Origin of the sequence: Allohoeflea poritis, from assembly GCF_027889715.1 — a bacterium.
In the GTDB taxonomy this organism is placed as follows: domain Bacteria; phylum Pseudomonadota; class Alphaproteobacteria; order Rhizobiales; family Rhizobiaceae; genus Hoeflea_A; species Hoeflea_A poritis.
Genome location: NZ_JAPJZH010000005.1, coordinates 179,907 through 195,990, shown reverse-complemented (window position 1 = coordinate 195,990; position 16,084 = coordinate 179,907). Strand labels below are relative to the sequence as shown.

Below are 16,084 nucleotides of genomic sequence, written 5' to 3'. Positions count from 1 at the left end.
ACCTTTTGGTTGAACAGATGATTGCATAGTCACCGAGGCGTTAATGAAATGAGTGTGGGCCGGTCCGAAACAGAAGTCCTTTTGGAGCGTGCTTACCGCAACCTCAATGTTCGCCCGGTTCATGGAGTACGCACTTCCATCTGTACGTCCGCGGCCGCGCGGACAGCCAATCATGATTGGCCCCGCCGACCGAATGGGCGTGCCGTCCGACCCGGAGCTCTCGCATCGCTTTGAGGGGCCGGCTGTTCCGGCCGCCAACCACTGCCCCTATTTTGGCGTATGACGACGACACACAGGGCCGCGGCAAATATCGCGAGATCGGCCCACAGAACAATCGAGCCCGGCAGTCCGATGGATGCCAGATGCGCCAATTGACCCGAGATCAGCCTGACTTGTGACAGGCCCGCAAGCCCGGCCGAACCGATAATGCCGGCCAGAAACGGGATGACGGTAATGCCGGCCACGATGGTCGTGGAAAGCAGCACCGTGGCGTGCACCGCGGCAATCTTGGCCACCAGCCAGGCAGCCCGACGCATGCCGTCCCAGCCGCTCAGCACCGGAAACTCGACGACGCACAGAAAAATGATGAAGATCAGCAGGAAAGCCAGAAGGCCCGGCGGCTGCACGTAGAGCAAACCCAGACCGAAATTAGCGCCCCAGAAATTGCGCATGCCGATTAGAAAAGGAGCACTGCCGACAAACCACAATATGGCTGCGACGGACCATCCGGGACTGATCTCCAGCCAACGGACACGAAGATGAACGGCTCGCAGGATGAGGATGCCGATCAGGAAAATCACCGGCGGTTTTGCGATCATGCCGATGACAGCGGCAAGCGCGCCGCACGCCCCGCCGGTTGTCTGACAGGAGGACACACTGACGATAGCGATCAGAATAAGCGGAAACGTGTAAAGGAAGATAATAAGCAGGGCGACCCAGATAAGGATCGCGCGCCGGAATTGACTTCTGTCCATTGCACCGCCCGTACAACAATATTTAGTTGTATATGGGAATAAATGCAATTTATTGACGAACCCTTACCGGGGCCGTCGGTCAAGTTCCCGTACGGTTCACGAATTTCGAGGAATCGAGAAGGCGCCAGACCTCCTGCTCACCAAAGCCGCGAATCTGCCGTGTGCCAAGACTGTCCATCTCGAACTGCTCGCGCAGCACCACCGCCATGTCGTCCTGCACGCTGATCTGCATCGGTTCGGAAAATTCCTGCAGCCTCGAGGCAAGATTCACCGCCGGGCCGAAGATGTCGTAGACATATTTCTGGATACCGACAACCGAGCCGACCACGGCTCCGGTCGCCAGCCCGATGCGGCAGCGCCACTGGTTCGGATGGCTGCTGTTGCGCCGCTCCAGATAGCGGATAAAGCGGATGGCCGCATTGGCGGCCGCCTTTGCATGATCGGGCGTCGGATCGGGAAGACCCGCGACCGTGATATAGGCGTCGCCGATGGTCTTGATCCGTTCGCAGCCGAACTGTTCGCCGATGCGGTCGAAGGCGCTGTAGATATCGTTGAGCTCAGTCACGGTGACGCTCGGATCGGCGGATGCGACCATGTCGGTAAAGCCGACGAAATCAAGCATCAGGACCGAGACCGGGTCATAGAGCTGCGGCGTGACAACGCCGAAGGTCTTGAATTCCTCATAGACGGCACGCGGCATGATATTGAGCAGCAGTTTTTCGACCTGCTCCTTCTCGCGCTTGATTTCCCGGTTGTTGCGCTCGACCATCATCGAATAGGAATCGATCATCGATTCCAGTTCCCTGATACGGGTAATGTTCTGGCAGACCAGGACGGCAATCTCCTGGTCGCCCTCGCGGGTCGGCGTAAAGTCGACGGCGATGACCATCGTGCGCCGCTTCTTCTTGAACCTTGTTTCGGCGGTGTAACGCCCCTTTTCCCGCAAACCCGCTCTCAGGGAATCGAGATCCAGTTCCGTCAACACCTCGTTGAGAGTTGCGCCTTCCTGCGGTGTTCCGAACCACTCCTCGAACGTATCGTTGGTGAAGTGGAACGAGAAGCTCTTGACGTCGAGAAGGGCGACGCCCACGCCGATGGCGCGCAACAGCTGTTCATTGATGGCCTCGATGGACATGATGGGTCTAATCCACGATCAGAGTTCGTCTGTTTTCAAATTCCTGCAGGACCGCGCTGACATCCTCGTCGGCGAATCCGTGTTCTTCCAGCGTCTCGCCCAGAACGACCTTCAACTCGTCGAAATGGTTGTCCTCGATGGCCAGGTGGGAGTGCAACTGCCGCAACTGGTTGTCCGTGTAGGATGCCGGTCCGCCAAGCAGCGAGGCCACGAACTTGGTCTGGTGATCGACCATGCGCGACATGTCGACTTCATCGAAGAAGGGCCCGATATCGTCACTGTCCAGCAACGTATCGTAGAAGGACAGCACAACCCGGCTGATCTTGGAAAAGCCACCATATTTCTCAAAGAGTGTCTGTTCGCTCATCGGTCCATGCCCCCTGTGGCATAGTTGATCTGCTTATTGTGTTGAATTCAACAGCCGTTTCTGATCTTGGCCGATTATTTCAACCGCATAAACAGAGTATAGGTTGCGCCCCGGCATCGATATCGCCGGGGCGCGGCATTCAGGCCTTCTCGACGATGATCTCCGCATAGTCGGACGGCACCAGCATCGATCCGTCCGTGGCCGCGTTATAGCCATCGATCAGCGCCAGCAGATCGTCCATCAGCGCCTTTTCGCCTTCCGCGCCGACAGCGGCAAACGCCTTGTGCATCGGACCGTAGAAGGTACGGAAATAGTCGATGAACTGTTGCGGCGACGCATATCTGAAGTTGAAATGCTTGATCGTCGTCGAAATCGACCCGGCGGCATGCTCGAAGGTTTCGCCGATCCAGCGGCGATCGCCCCAAAGCGCCGGCGATTTCATGCCGGGCGGCGGCGGCACGTGTTTGCCCATCGTCCGGAACAGTGCGCCGATGAAACCGTCGGGCGTCCAGTTGGCCATGGCGATCTTGCCGCCGGACCGGCATACGCGGACCATCTCGGAGGCCGAACGCTCCTGGTTGGGCGTGAACATGACCCCGAAGGTCGAAACGACCCCGTCGAATGCGCCGTCGGCAAAGGGCAGATCCTCGGCATCGGCGACCTCGAATGTCACATCCAGGTTTTCGGCATCGGCACGCCTTTGCCCGCCTTCAAGCAATGAAGCGACATAATCCGTCGAGGTCACCGCGCACCAGCGGCGCGCGAAGGCCAGGGTCGCATTGCCGTTTCCCGCGGCCACATCGAGGATCCTGGAGCCGGCGGCAAAGCCCGCGGTCTCGGCGAGTTCCTCGCCGGTAATCTGCAGCGTGACGCCGATCCTCTTGTAGTCACCGGATGACCACGCTGCATTCTGTTTGCTCTTGATCGCCGTGTAGTCCGGCGCCTGCTCGGCTGTTGTCATTACGTTCATGTCCATTCTCCTTTCGGGTTATCAGATTCAAGCAGCCGAACGCTGCGGCCAGTAGCAGTTGGCAACCGGCCGTTCAACGCCGGCAATGTGTTCGAAGATCCGCGGATTGACCCAGTCGGGCTCAAAGACCGGCGCCATGTGTCCCAGGCCCGGCAGCATCGCCAGGCGCGCATGATCCACCGCCTCCGCGATGCGTACGGCCACATGCTGCGCGACCGCCGGCGAATCCATGCCCATGAGCACAAGCATCGGACAGGCGATCCGCTTCAGGTCGCCCAGTGTCCAGCTTTCGGCCAGACCATGGGCGAAATCGCCGAGGATGACCGGTGCCATGGCGGCAAACTTTGCCTGTGTGCCGGCGCCGAAACGGTCAAAGGAGCCCGCTCCGTTCCAGAAATCGATGAAGGTCCGCATTCCGGTATCCGGCGCGCACTGCGCTACGCCCTGGGCAACCGCCGCGCGGACGCTGGCGATATCGCGAAATCTGGCCCGGTCCTCCTGATCGCCTTCCTTCAGGAAGTGAAAGGTCGCCGGCTCGTAGACGGTCAGGCTCTTGACCAGTTCCGGCCGCATCATGGCGATCTTCAGGGCAACGCCGGCACCGTGCGAATGGCCGACAAGATGAACCGGCCGGCCGAAACCGGCGATGTGGTCGATGATCGGTTCGGCGACCGCCGCCACACCGAATGACGATGCGCAGGAAAGGCGCGGCGTACCGCCATAACCCGGCAGATCCGGCGCGCTGACATCGAAGCGGCCCGCCAGATGATCGGCAAGGCCATTCCACTGCTGACCGCTCGATGCCGAGGAGTGGACGGCAACGACCGGTGCGTTTTCATGATGGCTCGTAAAGGCATGTGCGGTCATCGGTTTTTCCTGTCGCGATTTCGTTTGACCGCTATTTGAGCCGCGAAGGTTTCGTTTGATTTTCAGATCAGACGGGTTTGTGTTTCATTTGTTGTTCTGTCGGCCATTCCCCCGCACAATTCACCTGTCATAGAATTCAATGGTTTACGGCACCGGCGACGGCGGACTTTGCCAAACGCTGAAACAATTGAAACATTAGGTCGTTGATCTGAAAATCGACTGAAACACTGGCGCGATAGGAATTTTGCCATGTCCAGGCACGCGACAACCGAAACCGATAGCGCTCTCGAGCAGAGTGCCGCCTTCGTGCGCTTTGATTCCGCCGGCCGTCTGATGGAGGCAAATGGCGAGTTTCTGACGCTGCCGAGCGTCGTGTCCGGCCAATCCGGGCAGCAAGACGTGTTGTGCGAATATCTTGAGCGTTTCGCGGCCATCAATCAGGACGAAATCGGCGGGAGCGCCAGGGATCGCCTCAGGATTGTCGAAATGTGGAAGAGACACGGCGGCGTGCCGATCGAGGCGCGCACCCGCGACGGCCAGTGGCGGCTGCTGTCCGTTTCGCCCGCTGGTGATGGCGGCGCGCTTTTTCTCAGCATAAACCACGGCGCGCGGCGACGACGGCTGAACCTCGCGCAACTTCTGGCCGAGAACATCCCGCTTCCGATGTGGGTCAACCGCATCGACACGGGCGAAGTGCTTTATTCCAATCCCGCATCCAACCGCCTGTATGATGTGCGGCCCGACGCCCAGGAAAACCGCTCGATCGCGGAATTCTTCCCCGATCGCGACGACAGTATCGAGATGCTGCGGCGGCTGGAACTCAAGGGCAGTATCGAGAACTATCCGGTCAAGACCAAATCCGATACCGGCAAGGAGATCCTGGTCCGCGGCTGCGCCAGCGTTCTCGATCACGACGGGCTGAAGCTCGTCGTCAATGCGGTTCAGGACCTGACGGACCGGACGGAACTCGAGGAGGACACGCACAAGGCACGCGATATGCTGCGCGATGCCATCGAATCCCTTTCCGAAGGCTTTGCGCTTTATGACGAGGACGGCCGTCTTGTCATGTTCAACACCCGCTACCGGGAGATGAACCATGCCGTCGAAGATCTCCTCGAACCGGGGCTGGACTGGGAAATCCTGATGCGCGAGACGGCCCGGCGCGGCGTTTACGCCGATGCGATCGGTCGCGAGGACGAATGGATTTCCGCCCGTATCGAGAACGGTATCGAATACATCCAGGACTACGAGCTCAAGCACACGGACGGCACCTATTATGCCGTTTCGGTGCACCCGACCAAGCTCGGCGGTTTCGTGGTGACACGTACGGACATCACGGCGCGCAAGCAGGCCGAAATCGCCGAACGGGACGGCGATCTCCTGATCCGCCAGGTTCTGGAGGCAAGCCCGGCGCCCGTCGTCATGGCCCGGGTCGGCGACGGCGAGATACTCTACCGCAACCCGGCCGCCATTGAATTGTTCGGAAAACGCGAGAACGCCACCGAATATTATTGCAGCATCGACGACCGCGCCGACTACATCACCACGCTCCTCGCCGACGGGCGGGTCGACGACTACAAGCTCACGCTGATCAACCGGGACGGAGAGGAATTCCCCGCCGCGACCTATGGCCGGATCGCAGACTACAAGGGCGAGGAAGTGGTCGTTACGACGACCATCGACCTGACCGGCCAGAACGAGGCCGAGGCGCTGATCCGCAAGGTTCTCGAGGCCTGCCCCGTGCCGGTTCAGATGACCAATGCCGAAACCGGCAGGCTGTTGTTCAGGAGTCCGGAGACCACCGCGCTCTTCGGGCCCGTCGAGATGGCCGGGGAGTATTATGTCAACCCGCAAGACAGGGATGAATATCTCGACATCTTGCGCAAAACCGGCTCGATCTATGAACACAAGATCCAGTTGACCAACGCGAAAAAGGAACCGTTCTGGGGATCGATCTCCGCCCGGCTGATCGAGTTCCGGGGCGAGCAGGTGGTTGTCTCCAATACCAGGGATCTCACCGATGAGCTGGCGCTCCAGGAGGAACTGACGAGCCAGCGCGAATTGCTGTTCCAGAACGAGAAGATGTCGGCGCTCGGCGAGCTGTTGGCCGGCGTTGCGCACGAGTTGAACAATCCTCTTTCCATCGTGGTCGGACACTCGCTGATGCTGCGCGAGGAGGCGCATGAGCCGGAGACGATCAAGCGCATCGAAAAGATCAGCGGTGCCGCCGAACGTTGTGCCAAGATCGTCAAGACCTTCCTGGCAATGGCAAGGCAGCAGCCGGCAAAGATGGAAAACACCGATGTCAACGCCGTCATCACGACCGCCGTTGATGTCGCCGGCTATGGCAAGAAGGACGAGGGCCTGGAGATCGTCTGCGACCTGTCCCAAAACATGCCGGAGATCGTTGCCGATGCCGATCAGATCACCCAGGTGATCATCAATCTCATCATCAATGCCGAGCAGGCGATCCTGGCGGCCGGAGAGGGCAATCGGATTTCCGTCGCCACCGGCAGCGGAAAAACCGGCGACACGGTCGAAATCACGGTTACCGACAATGGCCCGGGCATTCCCAAGAACATCATCGCCCGGATCTTCGAGCCCTTCTTCACCACCAAGGATGTCGGCGACGGCACCGGGATCGGACTGGCCTTCTGCCACCGCATCATCCATTCCCATGGCGGCCATATCTGGGCGGATCCGGATTTCCGCGGCGGCAGCCGCTTCGTGATCTCGCTGCCGGCGGGCGCGCCGGGCACCGACGAGGATACGGCCGCCGGAGACAGCGCCCGCAGCCGCGCAGGCGTAAGGGCGCTTGTCGTCGATGACGAGGTCGAGGTCGCCGAGCTGATCGCCGAGATTCTCAAGAAGGAAGGCTTCCGGGTCACGCTCGCGCATTCTGGCGACGAGGCGGTCGAACGCCTTGGCGAAGAGCGCTATGACCTGCTGCTGAGCGATCTGAACATGCCGTCGCTGGACGGGCGCGGCCTGTATGAAACGATCCGCGATCGCCACCCCTATCTCATTGACAAAACAGCTTTTATTACCGGCGACACGATGGGTGCGGCTTCCCAGAGCCTGTTGCGGGAATCGCAGCGCCCGCATCTCGAAAAACCGGTCTCGCCGGCAGAACTGCGCGAACTCGTTTATGGTATTTTGAACAGCGAAAAAGTTGACGGATGATGGAAAACAGCCAGTACCACCTGCTGATCTGCGACGACGAACTGGAAGTTCGCGAGATGGTGCACGAATATCTGTGCAAGCGCGGCTTCAACGTCTCCAAGGCATCGAGCAGCGACGAATTGCGGGCGATCATGGCCAGCAATCGGATCGACCTCATCATTCTCGACATCAACATGCCGCGCGAGGACGGGCTGACGACCCTGCGGTCGCTGCGCATCGAGGACCAGACGCCCGTCGTCATGCTGACGGCGGCCGGCGAGGTGGTGGACCGGATCATCGGGCTCGAGATGGGCGCCGACGACTATCTTGGAAAACCGGTGGATCTGCGCGAGCTCGAAGCCCGCGTCAAGGCGGTGCTGCGCCGCAAATCGACCGACGCGCCCGTCAAGCAGGAAAAGCCGGGAACGGCGCGTTTCGGCGACTACGAACTCGACATCGAGGCGGCAAAGATGCGCGACGCAGACGGCGGCGAGGTGCCGCTGACGGCGATGGAATTCAATCTCCTGAAGGCATTCGCCGAAAACAAGGGCCGGGTTCTCAACCGCGACCAGATTCTCGAACAGGCACATGACCGAAGCTGGGACCCGTTCGACCGGTCCATCGATATCCGCATCTCGCGCCTGCGCCGCAAGATCGAGCGCAACCCCGAAAAACCCTCGGTCATCAAGACGGTCCGCGGCATCGGCTACGTCTATGACCCGGAGGGCTGAACCGGACACGCTCTATCGCCAGACCGGATTGCACCAGGCACGCTTGCCGGCGCGGTCGACGATCGTTACCCGCAGCCAGGGTGAATCGGTGAAACGGATCAGCGGCACCTGCGTTTTGGTCATCGCCTCGCCATGCACGGCGACCGCCGCCGAGCCCTGTCCCTGGACAATCACCGAGGAAACGGCGCTGCTTTCGATATCCACCGACTTCTCGCCCCATGAGATATTGACGAAATCGGGACCCTGGCTCGAATAGTAGTGGCCCGCCTTGAGCGCCTCCAAAAGACTTTCCGGGCGGTTTTCCTGCGCCTTGACCATGACCCAGCCGCCGAAATAGTCGGGTTCGGTGAAATGGGCGTCGTCCGTTGCGCAAAGATCGAGCCTGCGGCCTTCCGACAAGAGCAGGTCAAGCGTATGGAAGCCGTCCGCGCGGTCGGCGCCGACGGCGCAGCCGTGATTATAGGCCTCGACCGCATGCGCCGCGTCGATCGTGCGCGCATCCTCCATGGTCAGTGCCGACCATTGCGGGTGGGCAATCGCCACATAGGCACCGGCCTCGCGCGCCCGGCGGGCAATCTCGGCGCCGCTTTCCTGTTCTTCGACCGGCTTGAAATGCGGCGCGTTCGGCGCTTCGAAATCCTCCGGCAACCCGACGGCGAGAATATGCCACAGCTCGCCATTGGCCATGGCGCCCGAATGCAGCTCGGCGCCGAGAATTGTCGTGAACTGATTGTCCCGAAAGGGCGCCGTGTCGGTGATCGGATAGTCGTACAACCCGACAAAATGATCGGTCAGCGCCAGAAAGTCGTAACCTTCCGCCTTGTAACGCCGGCACACTTCCTCCGCCTCAAGGGCACCGTCGGAGCGGTTGCTGTGGGTATGCAGATTTCCCCGGAAGAATCGGCCGGGCGCCGAAAACATGCTGTCTGTCATGAAGGCCTCGCATCGATCCGGACCTCCATGCCTTTAAACTATGAAAAACGCATGACAAGGGAAGGAACACCGACCCGCCATCAAATGCTTGAAGCTAAGCCAGACACGCTCTAAAGACCGATCGCCTCGATATCCGCGATCAGCTTCATATCGACGGGAATGCCGTTGGCGCTGAGGTCATGTCGCAGCGATTGCCGGCGCCGTCCCGGCAGCCTGGCGCCCTCCGTCTCCTCGATCATCCGCGCCATGGCCGCGAAGCGCGCCCGCCCGTCGCTGCCGAAAAGACCGGGGTCAAAGGCGATCAGTGTCTGTCCGGCGCCCGGCGGCCCGCCTTCCGCGTTGAGGAACGAGGTCTGCTCATAGCTGTAGTTGGCACCCGTGAGACCGGCGCACATCAACTCGACCATCAGTGCCAGCACCGTGCCCTTGGCATCGCCGAGCGGCGCCATGGTGCCCGCGAGCGCCGCCGCGGGATCGGTGGTCGGCTGGCCGTCCGCATCGAAGGCCCAACCTTCGGGAATGGCATCGCCGCTCTGGTTCGCGGCCATGATCTTGCCGCGCGCGACCCGTGAAAGCGATATGTCGACCGTCACGGGATCGCCATCGGCAAGCGGCGCGGAGAAGGCGATCGGGTTCGTGCCGTAAAGCGCGCGCTTGCCGCCCCACGGCGCCATCGCCGCCGGCGTGTTGGCAAAGAGCATGGCAGCAAGACCCTGCTCGGCGAGCTGCTCGACGATGACACCGGCAACGCCGCAATGATGCGAGCGGGTGATGCCCGCAATGGCGATCCCCTGTTCCGGGCAGGTCCTGGCCAGCCAGTCATGCGCGAGCACAATGGCGGGATAGGCAAAGCCGTTTGCGGCATCGACCAGCGCCGCCGCCGGCCGGTGCTGTTCGAGGCCGGGCACGGCATGACCGTCGACCTTGCCGACGGCAGCCTGCGCCGCATAGGTCGGGACCCGGCGCAGGCCGTGGCCCCTCTGGCCGGCAAGTTCGGCAGCAAGCAGCGCATCGGCGACGCTGGCCGCATTTTGCGGCGATGTGTTGCTGCGTTCCAGCGCGCCGCATATCAGCGCATGCACCGCATCGGCGCTCATCCGTTCGCCCGCCTGTGTCATCGGCCGTCCGTCCCCGCCAGATGGTTGAGAACATTCTGTACGGTCAGCGCGCTGACGCGAATGTTCGATTCCACGGTCACGCCGGCGATATGCGGCGTCAGAACCAGATTGTTCAGGCCGCTGAATTTCATCGCGGCCTCGGCGGTCAATGGCTCGGTCTCGAAGACATCCAGAGCAGCGCCCCCCAGCCGTCCCTGTGCCAGAGCCGCCGCAAGCGCCTCCTCGTCGATGACACCGCCGCGCGCGGCATTGATGATCACCGCATCCTCTTTCATTTTCGCAAGGGCATCCGCATCGATCATGTGCCGCGTCCTGTCGTTGAGCGGCGTGTGCAGGCTGACGACATCGGCCAGTTCCAGAACGCCGTCCAGCGACACATTGCGGGCAAGCTGCCAGCCCGGATCGTCCGCCATCAGATGCGGATCGTAAGCGACGATATCCATGCCGAGCACGCCGGCGCGCACCGCGACCTCGCGTGCGATCGCGCCGAAGCCGACCAGGCCCAGCGTGTGGCCCGCCAGCTCGCGACCCATCAGCGCCTGGCGTGGCCAGTCCCCCTGCAGCATCGCGCCGGTCGACTGATAGGCACCCCGCAGTAGCAGCATGGCATTGGCAATCACATATTCGGCGACACTGGCATTGTTCGCACCCGTCGCCGGATAGACCGCGACACCGCGCGCCTTGCAGGCATCCATGTCGATATTGTCGAGACCGACACCCAGGCGTCCGACGCATTTGAGACCGGGTGCGGCGTCCAGCAGTGCTTGGTTCACCTGCGTGCGATTGCGCACGATAAGCGCAGCGGCATCGGCAATCAGTGGGCCAATTTCTTCCTGGCGGTCCGCCAGCCCCTGATCGTAATGGGTCTCATGCCCCTGCGACAACGCGGCCACGGCCGCGTCGTCCATGAATTCTGTGATGACAATCTTGGACATCAGTTCTACCGGTTTTCAGCGCCAATTTGGATGAAGGACGACCCTTCCATAAATCAGGCGCTGCGGTAAAGCTTGGTCATGACGAATTCGCGGTGCCCCAGCGCCTCGGCCGCCGTGCTGCGGCCATTCGCCGTGCGCGCGATCATGTCGATCAGCGCATCGCCCGCCTGATCGATGGTCATGTCGCGCCGCAAGACGCCCGTCACATCGACATCGATATGCTCGCTCATCGTGCGCAGCGTGCGCGGATTGCCCGAGATCTTGATGACCGGAACGATGGGATTGCCGATGACATTGCCCTGCCCCGTCGGGAAAGTGTGGATGACATAACCGGCAGCAGCCATCAGCGTCACGCACTCGGCCGCGGCAGACGAAGTGTCCATGAAATAGAGCCCGTTGCCCATCTGCGGCTTTTCAGCGGGACCGAGCGCATCGACATAGCGGGACGTGCGGCCGATCTTTTCAAGGTTTCCAAGCGCCTTTTCCTCGATCGTGGTCAGACCACCCAGGATGTTGCCTTTGGTCGGCTGGCTGTCGGAGAGGTCGGATGTCTTGTGCGCCTCGATCACGTCATCCTGATAGGCCTGCCAGATGCGCATGAATTTCTCGCCGGCTTCCGGCGTGGCCGCACGCTCGGCGCAAAGATGCTCCGCGCCGGTGATTTCCGACGTCTCGCCGAAACAGCCATAAATGCCGCCTGGCAAAAGCTTGTCATACATGTTGCCGACGGTCGGGCAGGAAGAAAGGCCCGTGGTCGTGTCGCTCTCGCCGCACTTGGTCGAGATCCACAATTCGGAGATGTCGCATTCTTCGCGCTGCAGTTCCGTCGCCCAATGCACATATTCCTTCGCGACACGCGATGCCGACGCGATGGTGGCGATATCGCCGTTCTGCTCGATGGAAAGGCCGGTGACCGGCTTGCCGGTCTCGGCAATGCCGTCGACGACGACTTTCGTCCATTCCGGCTCGATGCCGATGACGACGACGGCCGCGACATTGGGGTTGGCGCCGGTGCCGATCATCGTACGGAAATGCAGCTCCAGATCCTCGCCGAACTGCAGCCGGCCATAGGAGTGCGGAAGCGCCATCGTGCCCTTGATATTGTTGGCCACGGCCTCGCAGGCCGCGTTCGAAATATCGTCCAGCGGCAGGATGGCAACGTGATTGCGGACGCCGACCCGGCCGTTCTCGCGCCGGTACGCCATAATCTTTCGTGACATGATCAGCCTCCTACCAGCGCTTGGTTTTCAGATTGTGGACGTGGACATGCGCGCCCTTTTTGATCGGCGCGACCACCTTGCCGATGTCCTCGCCATATTTGATCACCGTGTCGCCAACCGCAAAATCCTGCAGCGCCACCTTGTGGCCGATGGGAACATCGTCGTTGGATGTCAGCTCGAAATCGGAATCGTCTTCGGTCACGACACAGGTCATGTTCGTGCCGGCAGTCAGGTCTTCGACGACAACGACACCGACATTGTCCTTGTGGTCGTGCACCAGCAGTTGCGGGATACTCACGCTTGCCTCCAATATGGGTTGGAAAGTCGGCGCATGCGCGCCAAGTCTTATATATTATATAAGATACAATATGCTGGCTTTGTCAACCGGATCGCGGTAAACAGGAGGGAAGAATCAAGGGACCGCCTTTGCAAGAGACAGATACGAATATCGGTTTCAAACCGCTTTACGCTCAGGTCAAGGATCAGCTTATCCGCCGCCTTGTCGACGGCACGTGGCAACCGGGCACCAATATTCCAAGCGAACAGGATCTCGCCCGCGAGCTGAAGGTCAGCCAGGGCACCGTCCGCAAGGCGCTCGACGCCATGACGGCCGAAAGTCTGCTTGTGCGGCAGCAGGGCCGTGGCACCTTTGTCGCCGAGCCTGAGGATTCGCGTATCCTGTTCCAGTTTTTCCGCCTGGCGTCGGATGAAAAGACCGATGAAAGCAGCTTCCCGAATTCGCGCCTTGTGAACTGGTCGCTGGAACCGGCAACCGGGGCGGAAGCCCGGGCGCTGGCCATCGATCCGAAAGACCAGGTCTGGCGCATAGAGCGCGTGCGCATGCTCGCGGGCCGTTCGGTCCTGGCCGAGACGATCACCATTCCGAGCGCCATCTATCCCGGGTTCGACGAGCTTTCGGAAATACCCAACAACATCTACCGGCTTTATTCGACGCGCTGGGGCATCACCATCGCCAAGGCCGACGAGAAGCTCAAGGCCATCCTGTGCGACGCGCGCGATTCGGCCGAGCTTGGCTGCGGTGTCGGCGAGCCGCTGCTTCTGATCACCCGCATCGCCCGCGATCTTGAGGGCAATGCGGTGGAACTGCGATCCTCGCGCTGCCTGACGGATGCCATGCACTACACGGTCAGCCTGCCTTAGGAACCAATTAGAGACGAACCGGCATTCCGGTCTTCACCGATTCCTCTGCCGCGGCGCCGATTTCGACCGCCCGCGTACCGTCATCCATCGTCACCTCCGGCGCGCCGCCCTCGCGGATCAGCTGTGCGAATTTCTGGTGCTGATAGAAGGTCGAGCCGTGATGATCACCGGCGGACAGGATCGCCTCGTCGGTCTTGATGTCCTCGCTGACCGGCATTTTGGTCTCGCGCGGTGAGATTACCAGCTTCGCATGCCGCTCCTGCCCATCCGGCGAGAAGCGCGCCGGGCCGGGGACATAGGCATCGATGCGCGCCTTGTCGCCCGTCACGCTGACCGTTTCCTGCCAGTAGGCGCCTTCGGCAAACATGCACAGATCAAGCATGGCCCGCATGCCGTTCTCGAAATCGACGATGACAAAGGCATTGTCGAGAATGTCGGCCTTGCGGCCGCCGAAGGTTTCGTCGCGGAAATTCACATCCATGCCGCCGGAAGCAAAAACCCGCACGGCCTCCGAACCGGAGACAAGCCGCATCAGGTCGAAGAAATGGCAGCATTTCTCGATCATCGTGCCGCCGGTCTGGTCCTGGAAACGGTTCCAGTCGCCCACCTTGCTCAAGAATGGAAACCGGTGCTCGCGTATGGCGATCATCCTGGGCGTGCCCGTTGCCCCGGCATGCACTTCCTTGAGCAGGCGGGCGATCGGCGGCATGTACCGATATTCCATCGCCACCCAGACTGGCGCGCGCCGGCCATTCGCCGTCGCCATGATCTCGCGGCATTGCAGCCCGTCGATGCCGAGCGGTTTTTCGACAAGCAGCGGCACGTCGACCTTCAGCACATCGCCGAGGATCGGCCGGTGCAGGTGGTTTGGCGCGGCAATGACCAACGCATCGAAGCCGCCGGATTTAATCAGCGCGTCATGGTCGTCGAACATGCGGCAATCGGGCCCGGCCAGTTCCGCCGCCTGCCGGCGCATATCGCCGTTCGGGTCGGCGACGGCGCTGACTTTCGCGCCGTCGATCAGCGCCAGGTTCCTGATGTGCTCCTGCCCCATCATGCCCGAACCGATAATGCCGTAGCGTAGTGTGCTCATCTGTGCGTTACTCTCAAAGTCTTATGACGGGCAGGTCGAGCGCCGATGCCACATCCAGCAGTTTTTCGCCGTGATCGCCATAGGCCAGCGCCATGTGGTGTTCGAGCCCGCAATTCATGATGTCCGGCAGAACGTCCGCGACCGGACGCTCGAAACGCACGACGCCCGACGTTCCGGTAAAGGCCATGGGCCGATCGATCATCTCGCCGGTGGCAATGATCATCGCATGGCGGCCCCGCGCCTGGCTGAGGCGAAGGAATGTCACCGGTCCGGGCTTCAGCTTGAACTCGTAAAGCAGCGGCATCTTGCGGTTGGTGTGGATCGTGGCGGTCGGTTTCGTTGCGGGATCGGCCATCGAGACCGGCGCCTGGCCGCAATGCCAGACGACACCGGTATTGTCGTCCGCATCCATGTCGACCAGATCGACAAGAAACACCGGCGCATCGGCCGCCGCCTGCAAAAGCAGTTGCGTGGCCGCGCCATAGACATCCGCCTCGCAGGCGCACGGCACACGCGCCTCGCCCATCATCGACACCGGGCCGCATACGGCGCCGCCATATTCGGTGAATGTCTCGGGCCAGCAGCGAATGGCGAAGGCGTCGTAGCCGCCGTCCTGCCTGATCGCGTCGATGGCCGCCTTGAGGCGCAAGGACCGGTCGAGCTGGTCCTGATCGACGTCGCCCAGCCCCGAAAGCTCGGCTTCCGCCGTCTGGCGAATGCCCGAAAGCGCCGCATCCGGGACCTCTCCCGCCCTGTCGAAAAGTCCCTGGAGCGCCAGTTCCTCGACCTCGATGCCGGCGAGCCCGCTCAGTTTTTTTGCGTCATAACGGCAGGTATCGAAACCGTCCGGATGCGCGCCCAGCCGGCCGATGCGCTTGCCGTCAAGACCCTCGGCGATACGCTGCCCGGCCTGGCTATCGCCGGATGGCGGCGTTCCCGTCAACGGCGAGACCTGCCGCGCGCCGTCAAACAACGCTGCAAGCTCGGAACCGATGCGTGCCTCTGCGGGATCCGCATAGATCCACGAAAACGCACGCTCCGCGCGTCCGAGCGCGTGGGACGCCAGGTTAAGGCCGCAAAACGCATTGAGCCGCAGGCGTCCGCCGAGCCGCGGTTCGGGCACCGCCCAGATGGCGATCGGCTTGTCGAAGGCACTGGCGATGCGCATTGTCGCGACCGCGTCGGTGAATGTGACCTGCAGGATCAGCACCGCATCCGGGCCGGCTGCCGCGACGTCTCTTATGGCTGCTTCCGTCTCCTCGCCGTCCATCAGCAATCTGCCCGGGCCAATCAGCGTCTTGCCCGTGGCGGAAAGAGCGTTCAACATGGCCGCGAGTTTTTCTTCGGCAAAGGCGACATCGAATGTCGGTCGACCGAGCGGCAGCACACCTAATGTCTGTACCTCTTTCATTTGCCGA

At 61.5% G+C, this 16,084-nt stretch carries 15 protein-coding genes; 3 read left to right on the top strand and 12 right to left on the bottom strand.

Annotated elements, in window-relative coordinates:
- Window positions 1-170: 170 nt before the first annotated feature.
- The 5 genes from OOZ53_RS10225 to OOZ53_RS10205 form a co-directional block, all read right to left on the bottom strand.
- Entirely contained in the window at window positions 171-974 is an 804-nt protein-coding gene (locus tag OOZ53_RS10225; RefSeq protein ID WP_271089410.1) for a hypothetical protein, read from the bottom strand.
- Between the two features lie 79 nt (window positions 975-1,053).
- A complete protein-coding gene (locus tag OOZ53_RS10220) occupies window positions 1,054-2,109 on the bottom strand; it encodes an adenylate/guanylate cyclase domain-containing protein (protein ID WP_271089409.1) in 1,056 nt (351 codons plus the stop codon).
- 7 nt (window positions 2,110-2,116) lie between these two features.
- On the bottom strand, window positions 2,117-2,476 hold the full coding sequence (locus OOZ53_RS10215) for a group I truncated hemoglobin (RefSeq protein ID WP_271089408.1): 360 nt from the start codon (window positions 2,474-2,476) through the stop codon (window positions 2,117-2,119).
- A gap of 139 nt (window positions 2,477-2,615) precedes the next feature.
- Entirely contained in the window at window positions 2,616-3,446 is an 831-nt protein-coding gene (locus OOZ53_RS10210) for a class I SAM-dependent methyltransferase (RefSeq protein WP_271089407.1), read from the bottom strand.
- A gap of 27 nt (window positions 3,447-3,473) precedes the next feature.
- Window positions 3,474-4,313 carry an alpha/beta fold hydrolase gene (locus tag OOZ53_RS10205; RefSeq protein ID WP_271089406.1) on the bottom strand — a complete coding sequence of 280 codons (840 nt, stop codon included), beginning with the start codon at window positions 4,311-4,313 and terminating at the stop codon, window positions 3,474-3,476.
- Window positions 4,314-4,562: 249 nt separating this feature from the next.
- On the opposite strand from OOZ53_RS10205, the gene OOZ53_RS10200 reads away from it, so the two are divergent.
- Together OOZ53_RS10200 and OOZ53_RS10195 are read left to right on the top strand one after the other, a co-directional pair.
- The gene (locus tag OOZ53_RS10200; protein ID WP_271089405.1) at window positions 4,563-7,496 is read left to right on the top strand and encodes a hybrid sensor histidine kinase/response regulator; all 2,934 of its coding nucleotides are present in this window, start codon (window positions 4,563-4,565) and stop codon (window positions 7,494-7,496) included.
- The gene (locus tag OOZ53_RS10195) at window positions 7,493-8,206 is read left to right on the top strand and encodes a response regulator (protein WP_333780592.1); all 714 of its coding nucleotides are present in this window, start codon (window positions 7,493-7,495) and stop codon (window positions 8,204-8,206) included. The genes OOZ53_RS10200 and OOZ53_RS10195 overlap by 4 nt, the downstream gene beginning before the upstream one ends.
- Window positions 8,207-8,218: 12 nt before the next feature.
- Here OOZ53_RS10195 and OOZ53_RS10190 read toward each other — a convergent pair whose 3' ends face one another.
- The 5 genes from OOZ53_RS10190 to OOZ53_RS10170 form a co-directional block, all read right to left on the bottom strand.
- Window positions 8,219-9,139 (bottom strand): PHP domain-containing protein, encoded by a 921-nt coding sequence (locus tag OOZ53_RS10190; RefSeq protein WP_271089404.1) that lies wholly within the window; start codon window positions 9,137-9,139, stop codon window positions 8,219-8,221.
- Between the two features lie 110 nt (window positions 9,140-9,249).
- A complete protein-coding gene (locus OOZ53_RS10185; RefSeq protein ID WP_271089403.1) occupies window positions 9,250-10,257 on the bottom strand; it encodes an Ldh family oxidoreductase in 1,008 nt (335 codons plus the stop codon).
- Window positions 10,254-11,192 (bottom strand): hydroxyacid dehydrogenase, encoded by a 939-nt coding sequence (locus OOZ53_RS10180; RefSeq protein WP_271089402.1) that lies wholly within the window; start codon window positions 11,190-11,192, stop codon window positions 10,254-10,256. Before OOZ53_RS10180 ends, OOZ53_RS10185 begins: the two co-directional genes overlap by 4 nt.
- A gap of 53 nt (window positions 11,193-11,245) precedes the next feature.
- Window positions 11,246-12,412 (bottom strand): UxaA family hydrolase, encoded by a 1,167-nt coding sequence (locus tag OOZ53_RS10175; protein WP_271089401.1) that lies wholly within the window; start codon window positions 12,410-12,412, stop codon window positions 11,246-11,248.
- A 10-nt stretch (window positions 12,413-12,422) separates the two neighbouring features.
- On the bottom strand, window positions 12,423-12,710 hold the full coding sequence (locus OOZ53_RS10170) for a UxaA family hydrolase (protein ID WP_271089400.1): 288 nt from the start codon (window positions 12,708-12,710) through the stop codon (window positions 12,423-12,425).
- Between the two features lie 128 nt (window positions 12,711-12,838).
- On the opposite strand from OOZ53_RS10170, the gene OOZ53_RS10165 reads away from it, so the two are divergent.
- Window positions 12,839-13,573 carry a GntR family transcriptional regulator gene (locus tag OOZ53_RS10165; RefSeq protein ID WP_271089399.1) on the top strand — a complete coding sequence of 245 codons (735 nt, stop codon included), beginning with the start codon at window positions 12,839-12,841 and terminating at the stop codon, window positions 13,571-13,573.
- A gap of 7 nt (window positions 13,574-13,580) precedes the next feature.
- Here the strand turns inward: OOZ53_RS10165 and OOZ53_RS10160 are convergent, their stop codons facing one another.
- Window positions 13,581-14,666, bottom strand: coding sequence for a Gfo/Idh/MocA family protein (locus OOZ53_RS10160; RefSeq protein WP_271089398.1), 1,086 nt, complete (start codon window positions 14,664-14,666; stop codon window positions 13,581-13,583).
- Between the two features lie 13 nt (window positions 14,667-14,679).
- A complete protein-coding gene (locus OOZ53_RS10155) occupies window positions 14,680-16,077 on the bottom strand; it encodes an L-fucose/L-arabinose isomerase family protein (protein WP_271089397.1) in 1,398 nt (465 codons plus the stop codon).
- Window positions 16,078-16,084 lie beyond the last annotated feature (7 nt).

Excerpts from the sequence above, each read along its gene's own strand:
- OOZ53_RS10225 (WP_271089410.1), bottom strand. The coding sequence starts at position 974 with ATGGACAGAAGTCAATTCCGGCGCGCGATCCTTATCTGGGTCGCCCTG.
- OOZ53_RS10220 (WP_271089409.1), bottom strand. The coding sequence starts at position 2,109 with ATGTCCATCGAGGCCATCAATGAACAGCTGTTGCGCGCCATCGGCGTG.
- OOZ53_RS10215 (WP_271089408.1), bottom strand. The coding sequence starts at position 2,476 with ATGAGCGAACAGACACTCTTTGAGAAATATGGTGGCTTTTCCAAGATC.
- OOZ53_RS10210 (WP_271089407.1), bottom strand. The coding sequence starts at position 3,446 with ATGAACGTAATGACAACAGCCGAGCAGGCGCCGGACTACACGGCGATC.
- OOZ53_RS10205 (WP_271089406.1), bottom strand. The coding sequence starts at position 4,313 with ATGACCGCACATGCCTTTACGAGCCATCATGAAAACGCACCGGTCGTT.
- OOZ53_RS10200 (WP_271089405.1), top strand. The coding sequence starts at position 4,563 with ATGTCCAGGCACGCGACAACCGAAACCGATAGCGCTCTCGAGCAGAGT.
- OOZ53_RS10195 (WP_333780592.1), top strand. The coding sequence starts at position 7,493 with ATGATGGAAAACAGCCAGTACCACCTGCTGATCTGCGACGACGAACTG.
- OOZ53_RS10190 (WP_271089404.1), bottom strand. The coding sequence starts at position 9,139 with ATGACAGACAGCATGTTTTCGGCGCCCGGCCGATTCTTCCGGGGAAAT.
- OOZ53_RS10185 (WP_271089403.1), bottom strand. The coding sequence starts at position 10,257 with ATGACACAGGCGGGCGAACGGATGAGCGCCGATGCGGTGCATGCGCTG.
- OOZ53_RS10180 (WP_271089402.1), bottom strand. The coding sequence starts at position 11,192 with ATGTCCAAGATTGTCATCACAGAATTCATGGACGACGCGGCCGTGGCC.
- OOZ53_RS10175 (WP_271089401.1), bottom strand. The coding sequence starts at position 12,412 with ATGTCACGAAAGATTATGGCGTACCGGCGCGAGAACGGCCGGGTCGGC.
- OOZ53_RS10160 (WP_271089398.1), bottom strand. The coding sequence starts at position 14,666 with ATGAGCACACTACGCTACGGCATTATCGGTTCGGGCATGATGGGGCAG.
- OOZ53_RS10155 (WP_271089397.1), bottom strand. The coding sequence starts at position 16,077 with ATGAAAGAGGTACAGACATTAGGTGTGCTGCCGCTCGGTCGACCGACA.